The following is an 8,370-nucleotide window of genomic DNA, read 5'->3' on the forward strand; positions in this document are numbered from 1 at the left end:
GGGTAAAAACAATCAACTTTATAAATAGTTATGGACCGTCAACATTGGAAAAAAATAAGCCACATTTTTGATTTAGCTCTTAACCTGCCCCAAGATCGACGAACGACTTATATAAAACAGCTCTGCAGAGATGATCCGGCACTTGAAGAAGAAATCAACGATTTATTGGCATCCGTTGAAGCATCAGACCAAATGCTGGATGACCATCTTCGGAAAAATAAAGCTCTGCTCAACAGCCTCACTACCCATCTCCAAGAAACCAACATCAATCGCTCGCTGGTTGGCCAAACCATAGGGAGCTGGAAAGTTACGGCTCTGCTGGGCCGAGGAGGAATGGGGGAAGTCTATCACGTTGAACGTTGCGACTCCGATATCCACCAGAAAGGAGCGCTAAAAATAATGCGGCATGGACTTAATACGCCCGATAATATGCGGCGTTTTCGGCTGGAAAAACAGATTCTGGCGGGTCTGCATCATCCCAATATCGCCGGTCTGATTGACGGTGGCATTAGCGATGACGGCCGCCCCTACCTCGTAATGGAGTATGTTGACGGGATCCCCATTGATCAATATTGTGATAAGCATCAGCTGACGATCGACCAGCGATTATCACTTTTAAAAACCGTATGCCAAGCGGTGCAGCATGCACACAAAAATCTGATTGTACACCGAGACCTAAAGCCCGCCAATATTCTTGTAACCGAAGAGGGGCATGTTAAAATTCTGGATTTCGGCATTGCCAAGCTACTTGATTCTGATCTTTATGATCTGCCTGCTGCCGAAACCCGCCAAAGCATGCGGTTGATGAGTCTTGAATATGCTGCTCCTGAGCAGGTGTCCGGAAACACCATTACTACCTCTACGGATGTTTATCCACTGGGGATCCTGCTATATGAACTTCTTACCGGGGTACATCCTTTTAACTTTGAGGAAAAAGGAATCAAAGAGATTGAAGAGACCATCCTGAACGAAGAACCACCCAGACCGAGTCAACGCCAGGCTGCGATCAATGATTCTGATACTCTTATCGAAGCCCGAAAAACCAGCCAGACGGCTCTTTTGGGCCAGCTCAGGGGCGATCTTGATGCTATTACCTGCAAAGCACTTAGAAAAGAGATGGATCAACGTTACCAGTCGGTCAGCCAACTTGTGGATGATTTGAACCGGTTTAAGGCCGACAAGCCGGTAACGGCCCGCTATGGATCCACCCGGTATTACATTTTAAAATTTTATAAGCGGCATAAAAAAAGAATTGGTATTGCTGCCGGTGCTGTAATAATTATAACCGCATTGACGATTTTCTATACCTTTCAACTGGCCCAGCAGCGCAATGAGGCTCAGCTCCAGGCCCAAAAGGCAGAGCAGGTTAAAGAACTACTTGTCAGTATATTCCAAAGTGGAGACCCTTTTCGAGAGCCAGAGGCCAACGACTTATCGATCCAGGACGTTTTGGACCGCGGCATGCACCGGATATCGAATTCGCTGGAATCTCAACCACTGGTGAAGGCTGAACTCCAGGAAGCACTGGGCAGCGTTTATTCCGGACTCATTATGTATCCCAAAGCGGAACCACTATTGCGCAATGCGCTGGCTACCTACAAGCAAGAACTCGGGCCCAACGCCCCGGATGTGGCCCAGGCATCTCTTTTGCTGGGATTCATGCTTTTCAGAAAAGGTGAATACAACGAAACGGAGACTCTTTTTGAGGATGCCAAACGGATATACAAAAGTAACAATGGTATCGAGAACACTCATTACGCTTATGCTGTAAAAATGATGGGCGCTCTGTTTTCTGAAACGGGACGTCCCCAGGAAGCTTTGGACCAGTATAATCAAGCGATCCAAATCTACGAGCAGAAAAGTGCACCCGAAATTGCCGGCACTTATATGGATCGGGGATACGTACTGATGGGACTGGGACAGTTTGATGAAGCGGAGGCAAGCCTGGAGCGATCTATCGAATTGTTTAAAGAGTACAACCAAGAACCAGAAGTTGCTATCGCGAATGCGTTGACCGGGCTGGGACAAACAATGCAGCTAAAAGGGAAACTTGCTAAAGCCGAAGAATATCACCGAGAGGCTCTGAATATCCGCCAACAAATTTTTGATCCCGGTCATACTTATATTGCATCGTCTCATCTGAGGCTGGGCTGGGTTTTAGTGGAGGAACACAGAATTGAGGAAGCGATTCCCTTGGTTAAGAAAGCTTATCAAAGCTTTAAAAACCACCTGCCGCCCAATCACTGGAAAGTTGCAGCTTCAGAAGGTGTTTTAGCCCTTGCCTGGCTTGGCCAAGGCAAATACAGGCAAGCAGAACAAACACTGCTCAACACCTATGGCGTACTAAAAAAGCAATTTGGCCCAAATGACTGGCGTACTCGAAGGGCCCGGCAAACAGTTGCAAAGCTTTATGCGGCATGGAAGAAACCCCAAAAAGCGCAAGCTTACTTGAATAATTGATAAAGTGTGTTATAAGTTTACTCCAAACAGAGAAATATTTACAGAGGAATCACAAATCCCACCTTAAAATCCAGCTATTAGCTGTTATTCCTTTCTGAATATTTTTTACTTCCTGCCAACACTTACTTTAAAAACCTTGGCAAAAAAGATGATTTTCAAAACACTTCCTTTACATGATAGGAAATTACTTTAATTAATAACTAAAAAATAGATCCCATTCGATTTTAATGGTGATTTTAACTTCTATTATGGAAACTTTTTGTGCTTTTTGATAGTTAAAGCACCATAGTAGTAAATTTTGTGTTCGTTTTTTCTAACTCATTAATCTTAAAATAACATTCTTGTTATGAAAAAATTATTACTGTCAGTTTTATTGTTATCTGGATTTATTTGCTTTAGCGCAACCAATGCCCATGCCCAATTGGGTATCAAAGCAGGTTTTAACTCTGCCAACTTTAATGACACAGATGCTTCCCTGGACTCACGATCAGGTTTCACAGCCGGATTGACGTATGACTTTGGCATCCCTATGAGTCCTATCACCATTCAGCCCGGTGTATTTTATGCTCAAAAAGGAGCCAAATTTTCAGGAGAAGGTGCAGAAACAACGACAAGGCTGGATTATATCGAAATTCCTGTTGTTGCTAAATTTGATTTCATCCTTGATAATCCAATGCTAACGCCGCACGTCTTTTTTGGACCTTATATGGGCTTCAATATTAATGCCGAGCAAGAAGGTTCTGCCGGAGAAACCTCTGGATCTGCTGATATTAGCGATGAAGTTAAAGGCACCGATTTTGGGGTTGTCGTTGGTGCAGGAGCGGATATCACTAAATTTAATGTTGGGGTACGATATTCGGCCGGACTCTCCAACGCCTTTGAAGAAGGCGACGGTAAAAACGGGGTGTTTTCTATTGTTGCCGGCATAAACTTTTAAGTAAGCTTATTAAGCTACTTTTTTCAAAAGGCTTCACTGATCGGTGAAGCCTTTTTCTTTTTTTTAAATATTTTGCACGGATTCTTCATTTTTATAGATTACCGATCAATGACTAATCACTTAAAAAGCTCAAATGTTTATCCATTCAAAATTCCGTTTCCACACACTCTCTTTGCTATTGCTGACATTATTATTTATAGGTTGTAATCAAGACTCTGCAGAGGGACAAAATAATCCGGCCGAAGAAAACTCCTCAATACTCATTTTTTCAAAGACCGAAGGATTTCGACACGGATCGATTGAAACAGGTGCAGAGGCCGTGCAAAAACTGGTTTCTGAGGAAGAGTTACAACCTTTGCATACCGAAAATGCTGCCTACTTTCATCCTGACAGCCTCGCTTCCTTTGAGGCGGTCATCTTTTTGAATACTACGGGAGATATCCTAAACGACCAACAGCAACAACATTTTGAGCAATTCATTCAGCAAGGTGGCGGGTTCGTAGGTATCCATGCTGCAGCCGATACCGAATATGAGTGGCCATGGTACGGAAATATGGTGGGCGCCTATTTTGTGAGTCACCCCGCAATACAAGAGGCAACCTTAAATGTCATTGACCAATCCCATCCTGCCACCTCTCACCTGCCATCCGAGTGGGTTCGAACAGATGAGTGGTATAACTATAAGGAGATCAGTGATCAAATCAATGTGCTTATTGAGCTGGATGAGTCCAGCTATGAGGGCGGCGAAAATGGAGACTACCATCCTATCAGCTGGTATCATGACTATGATGGAGGGCGAGCATTTTATACCGGGCTTGGCCATACCGAGGAAAGCTATTCGGAACCCCATTTCTTAGATCTTCTGAGAGGTGCCCTGGATTACGTTCTTGAGGCCAAAGCAGAGTAATATTTCGATCTCAAACAGACTAAAGTTCTCTGCCTATAAGACAAATCAAGTAACTACTGATCTGCGGGTACGATCTGCCCGGTGGGAGTAATTTTTTCTCCGGGTGCAGGTTCTTCCATGGGAAATTTATCGATCGATACATTAGGATCGCGATCGTAAGGCACATAGTGGGAATGGGAACCATGTGACACCGCGGTATACGACTTTTCATTAAAATAGCCAAGTGCATCAGCCAGGGCCAAGCCAGCTAACACAACAACAACTGCAATGAAGACATATTTTAGCTTATTCTTGGAGGTCATAATATTATCCTTACTGCCGGGTTATTACCTGATAGGCAAGCATTAATATATTCTTTTCGATTGATAAAAATAAGGGTATTTGGCTGAGAACTGAAATACTTTTCCAGAGATAATATCTCTGGAAAATAAAAAGCCCGCCGACTCATACAATGAATCGACGGACTTGAATTGTCTCTCCTAAGCCTGCCTCCATCTAATGCAAGCTATTTCGCCCTTTCGGCCTCTCCTCCAACAGGAGCAGAATGCCTATTCCTTTTCTTTAATAAATACCTGCCATAGGTGGAGCAAAGAGAGCAGAAACAATAAGCTGTACGACAATTACGACCAGAGCACAAACAATAACATAGGCTAAGCGCTTATCATCAGGGGTTTCCATCATTACAGGGATGCCCACCCAAAACAGATAAATACTATAAAGCCCAAAGAGACTAACCCAACTCAACAAAAAAGAAAGGTTAGCAATGACAGAAGCTAAAAATGAAGGGGTTGCGGCATATACCACTAACTTAAAAGCATTATTCAGATTTTTAGTAGAATTAAACTTTTCTGCCAGTTCATTTGCCACATAAGCTGCAACTACAATTCCAAGCAGAGGCATCACCAATTGGTACACGGCTATATTTAAAGACCAATGACCTATCAATCCAGCTAAAGTGGCCAGTACCACGAGCGGCAGGGCATAAAATACAATGAGCTCTTTATTCGATTTACTTTCCCCTTTAATTGCCTGCCATTCGTCTTTTGGACTTACAATAATCCCTTTTGCTCTGTCAATAATATACTGTATATCCATAATCCTTGGTTTAATGCTTATCCCTCATCCAGTTATTTATTATAAGTACACAAATTACCAAAGATTAACAAGGCCCAACCTTTATACGCTTTTCTCTTTGTATCCATATAAAGGCTGAGCCGTTAATCCATATTATTCAAAAACCAGGTACTGCAGAAGTCGTTCCTGTGGTCTCCAGTTAGGTGTATGCTCGGATTCAACAGTATGATATGAGCTGTAGAAGACGCTTCCGTCACCTGCCTGGAAGGATACAGTTAATGGACGAACACCTGATTCTCCACCCCATTCAACATTACCTTCCACCCATTGTGTTACATCAGCAGATGCATGTGGACCGTCAATGACTGCCCATCCGCCTAAAAAGTCAGTAATATGAACCGTATTGTCAGCATTCAAGCAGGATTCACCATCAAAGCAATCTACATTTGCCAACCACGATTCCATGTTAGGCTGAAGGATTAAACCGTCAGTTTCGATACCAGCGTTTCCACTCTGTGCAAAATTTTCGCCCTCTGGTTCATCAGCAGGGGTATCATCAGATCCATAATAATCAATATAAGAAGGGAAAACCTGTTCAATATAATCATAGGCCCAGTCTGTGGTATATAAGATTCCTCCCGACTCTACAAAGTCTTTGAGGGCCGTACGATCTTCTGTACTTAAAAGGGCTGCTCCGTCCGAAGATTTTGCGTGAAGATGCGAGTGCGTGTGCGTACTTACCTTTTCGTTAAGCGGCGATTCACTGGCACCACAGTTAATAAAGATAATATCATAATTAAAAAGATCCTTTTGTCCGTCTCCATCGGCATCCTCAAACAGTTTGCTTGTATAGTTATAAATATCGAACTGTTCCGTTCCCGGCACAAGCCGACCATAATTGAAGTTAGCTTCATCGGTTCCAACTTCTCCAAAACCGACCTTTGCCAAAATATCCTGCATGCGATCATAAGAGCCTTCGACGACTGCAACTTCTCCATCCAGGCTCTCTTGGGTGCTGGGCATTACAATCTCTCCTAACGTCCCATCACTGTCATTGATATTTATATTCTGCTCAAAAGAGAAAATGCCCTTCGTAATTTTCAGGGTAACCGAGCTGCCGGAAACCGGAATATTAAAGGTAAAGCTACCATCAGCGTTCGTGCAGGTAAAAGCAGCATAACTTTCGGCTGGCTCCGGGCATTCTCCTTCCATGGTAGTTGCCAGTGGACTCGCTTTGGCTTTACTGGCTATTGCTTTATTGGCTCCACCTTTGGGGATAAACACTGTCGCCCCTGCAAGTGGCGTACTGCCATCCGGTGCCTGGATAGTTCCTGTTACTTCCACTTTTTCTCCACCTTCAGAACCCGAAGAGTTATCACTACAGGCCTGCAGCGTTACAATACAAAGTGCAAAAATTAGGGTGATAGAATAATAATTGGTTTTCATAGCTATAGAAATGTTTTCTTGATGGTTGTTTGTGTACTGTTATGTACGTAATAGCTATGTTAAATAGCTCAAAAAGCTTCGCCTCTCTTGATTTTTGTTAGTTAAAGCAGGCGAACCTTAATGTTGGTGAAATAAAAGCCTTAATCTAAAACAGTCGGGCCACCTTTCCACAAACCTCTTCCAGCAATAATTGATGATCTCCTGTTATGGCATCTTTAGTGTGGGAATCGATATCGAGTTCGGCTATAAACTTCCCATCTTTTTTGACTGGCACAACAATTTCTGACTTTACATGGATGCTGCATGATAAATAATTATCGGCCTGACTCACATCCTGCACAACAAATGTCTTATTCGTCTCGGCAGCCTGTCCACAGATTCCTTTGCCAAAAGAAATGCGCGTATGATCCGTAGGCTCTCCTACGTAGGGTCCCAATACCAGTTCCCGTTCGGCATTGGGATCTACGATATAAAACCCTACCCAATCAAATACTTCTACCTCATCCGATAGCAATTGGCAGATTTGCTGAAGTTTCTCATCACGGCTTTGATCAGCACTTTCAACAATTTTGCTTACTTCATTCTGCAGTAACTTCGTATCTTCCACTATAACTTGATTAATTCGGTTAAGAGCTAAATTTTGGGTTGTAAAATACGACTTTATTATTCCCAAGAAAAGATAAGCTCTACCAAAAACTTCATCTGCGCTAACAAACTTTCTGCCGGCTCCTATTATGTTTGAAGACCTCCTCGTTCAAAATGATTTCTTTACTACTTATCTTTCCAGCCCAACCAGCCTGTTGATCGCAGCCTTTACTTCCATCATTTCTGTAGCCAATCCCCTTGCGGCTATGCCTGTTTTTATTTCGCTGACGGAACGCAGTTCTGATCTTGAGCGGGTAGTTATAGCAAAAAAATCTTCCTTTTACATGTTTAGCATCCTCCTGATTTTTTTACTCTTGGGGACCTATATTATGAGTTTTTTTGGAATCAGTCTCTCGGGCATTCGTATTGCCGGCGGACTTATTATCCTGCGGGCGGCCTATGCCATGTTAAATCCCGACCACTCAGAGCGCAAGATTTCGGAAGAAGCACAGGAGGCCGCCAAAGACAAAGAGGATATTTCGTTTAGCCCCATGGCCATGCCTATGCTTTCGGGGCCGGGAAGTATTGCCGTAGTCATAGGCCTGGCTTCACAGGCTGAAGGATTTATAGATCTGATAATTATGTCGGGAGCTATTGTTTTAGTTGCCCTGATCTCTTACGGCGTATTGCGGGTGGCTCCCTTTTCAGCCAAATATATTGGCCCTACCGGTATGAATGCCATCACCCGAATGATGGGCTTTATTGCGATGGCTATTGGTGTTCAGTTTATCTTGAACGGAATTGGAAAGTTTTTTGGGGTGTAAGTTAGCAGTTTGAACTTGCTACATTTTGGTGGACACCCAGTTAAGCCATAGATTGTCGCCGCAATTTATGACCAATACCTATTATGAGTAAAAGACGAACCTACAGCAAAGAATTTAAATTGGACGTGATCCAACAA

The 8,370-nt window shown here is 43.2% G+C and carries 8 protein-coding genes; 4 read left to right on the forward strand and 4 right to left on the reverse strand.

Annotated elements, in window-relative coordinates; translation table 11 throughout:
- Positions 1-30: 30 nt before the first annotated feature.
- The 3 genes from J6I44_RS16620 (at position 31) to J6I44_RS16630 (ending at position 4,304) form a co-directional block, all read left to right on the forward strand.
- Positions 31-2,460: a serine/threonine-protein kinase gene (locus tag J6I44_RS16620; protein ID WP_265767284.1), complete on the forward strand. Its 2,430-nt coding sequence runs from the start codon at positions 31-33 to the stop codon at positions 2,458-2,460.
- 346 nt (positions 2,461-2,806) lie between these two features.
- Entirely contained in the window at positions 2,807-3,397 is a 591-nt protein-coding gene (locus J6I44_RS16625; RefSeq protein WP_265767285.1) for a porin family protein, read from the forward strand.
- A gap of 133 nt (positions 3,398-3,530) precedes the next feature.
- On the forward strand, positions 3,531-4,304 hold the full coding sequence (locus J6I44_RS16630) for a ThuA domain-containing protein (protein WP_265767286.1): 774 nt from the start codon (positions 3,531-3,533) through the stop codon (positions 4,302-4,304).
- A gap of 53 nt (positions 4,305-4,357) precedes the next feature.
- On the opposite strand, the gene J6I44_RS16635 is transcribed toward J6I44_RS16630, so the two are convergent.
- From J6I44_RS16635 to J6I44_RS16650, 4 genes are all read right to left on the reverse strand, one after another.
- A complete protein-coding gene (locus J6I44_RS16635; protein ID WP_265767287.1) occupies positions 4,358-4,606 on the reverse strand; it encodes a hypothetical protein in 249 nt (82 codons plus the stop codon).
- Between the two features lie 259 nt (positions 4,607-4,865).
- A complete protein-coding gene (locus J6I44_RS16640) occupies positions 4,866-5,399 on the reverse strand; it encodes a Yip1 family protein (RefSeq protein WP_265767288.1) in 534 nt (177 codons plus the stop codon).
- A gap of 132 nt (positions 5,400-5,531) precedes the next feature.
- Entirely contained in the window at positions 5,532-6,824 is a 1,293-nt protein-coding gene (locus J6I44_RS16645) for a hypothetical protein (protein WP_265767289.1), read from the reverse strand.
- Between the two features lie 145 nt (positions 6,825-6,969).
- Positions 6,970-7,431, reverse strand: a complete 462-nt coding sequence (locus J6I44_RS16650) for a GAF domain-containing protein (protein ID WP_265767290.1) — start codon at positions 7,429-7,431, stop codon at positions 6,970-6,972.
- A 127-nt stretch (positions 7,432-7,558) separates the two neighbouring features.
- On the opposite strand from J6I44_RS16650, the gene J6I44_RS16655 reads away from it, so the two are divergent.
- Positions 7,559-8,233, forward strand: a complete 675-nt coding sequence (locus tag J6I44_RS16655; RefSeq protein ID WP_265767291.1) for a MarC family NAAT transporter — start codon at positions 7,559-7,561, stop codon at positions 8,231-8,233.
- Positions 8,234-8,370: the final 137 nt, after the last annotated feature.

The organism is Fodinibius salsisoli (assembly GCF_026229185.1).
Taxonomy (GTDB): domain Bacteria; phylum Bacteroidota; class Rhodothermia; order Balneolales; family Balneolaceae; genus Fodinibius; species Fodinibius salsisoli.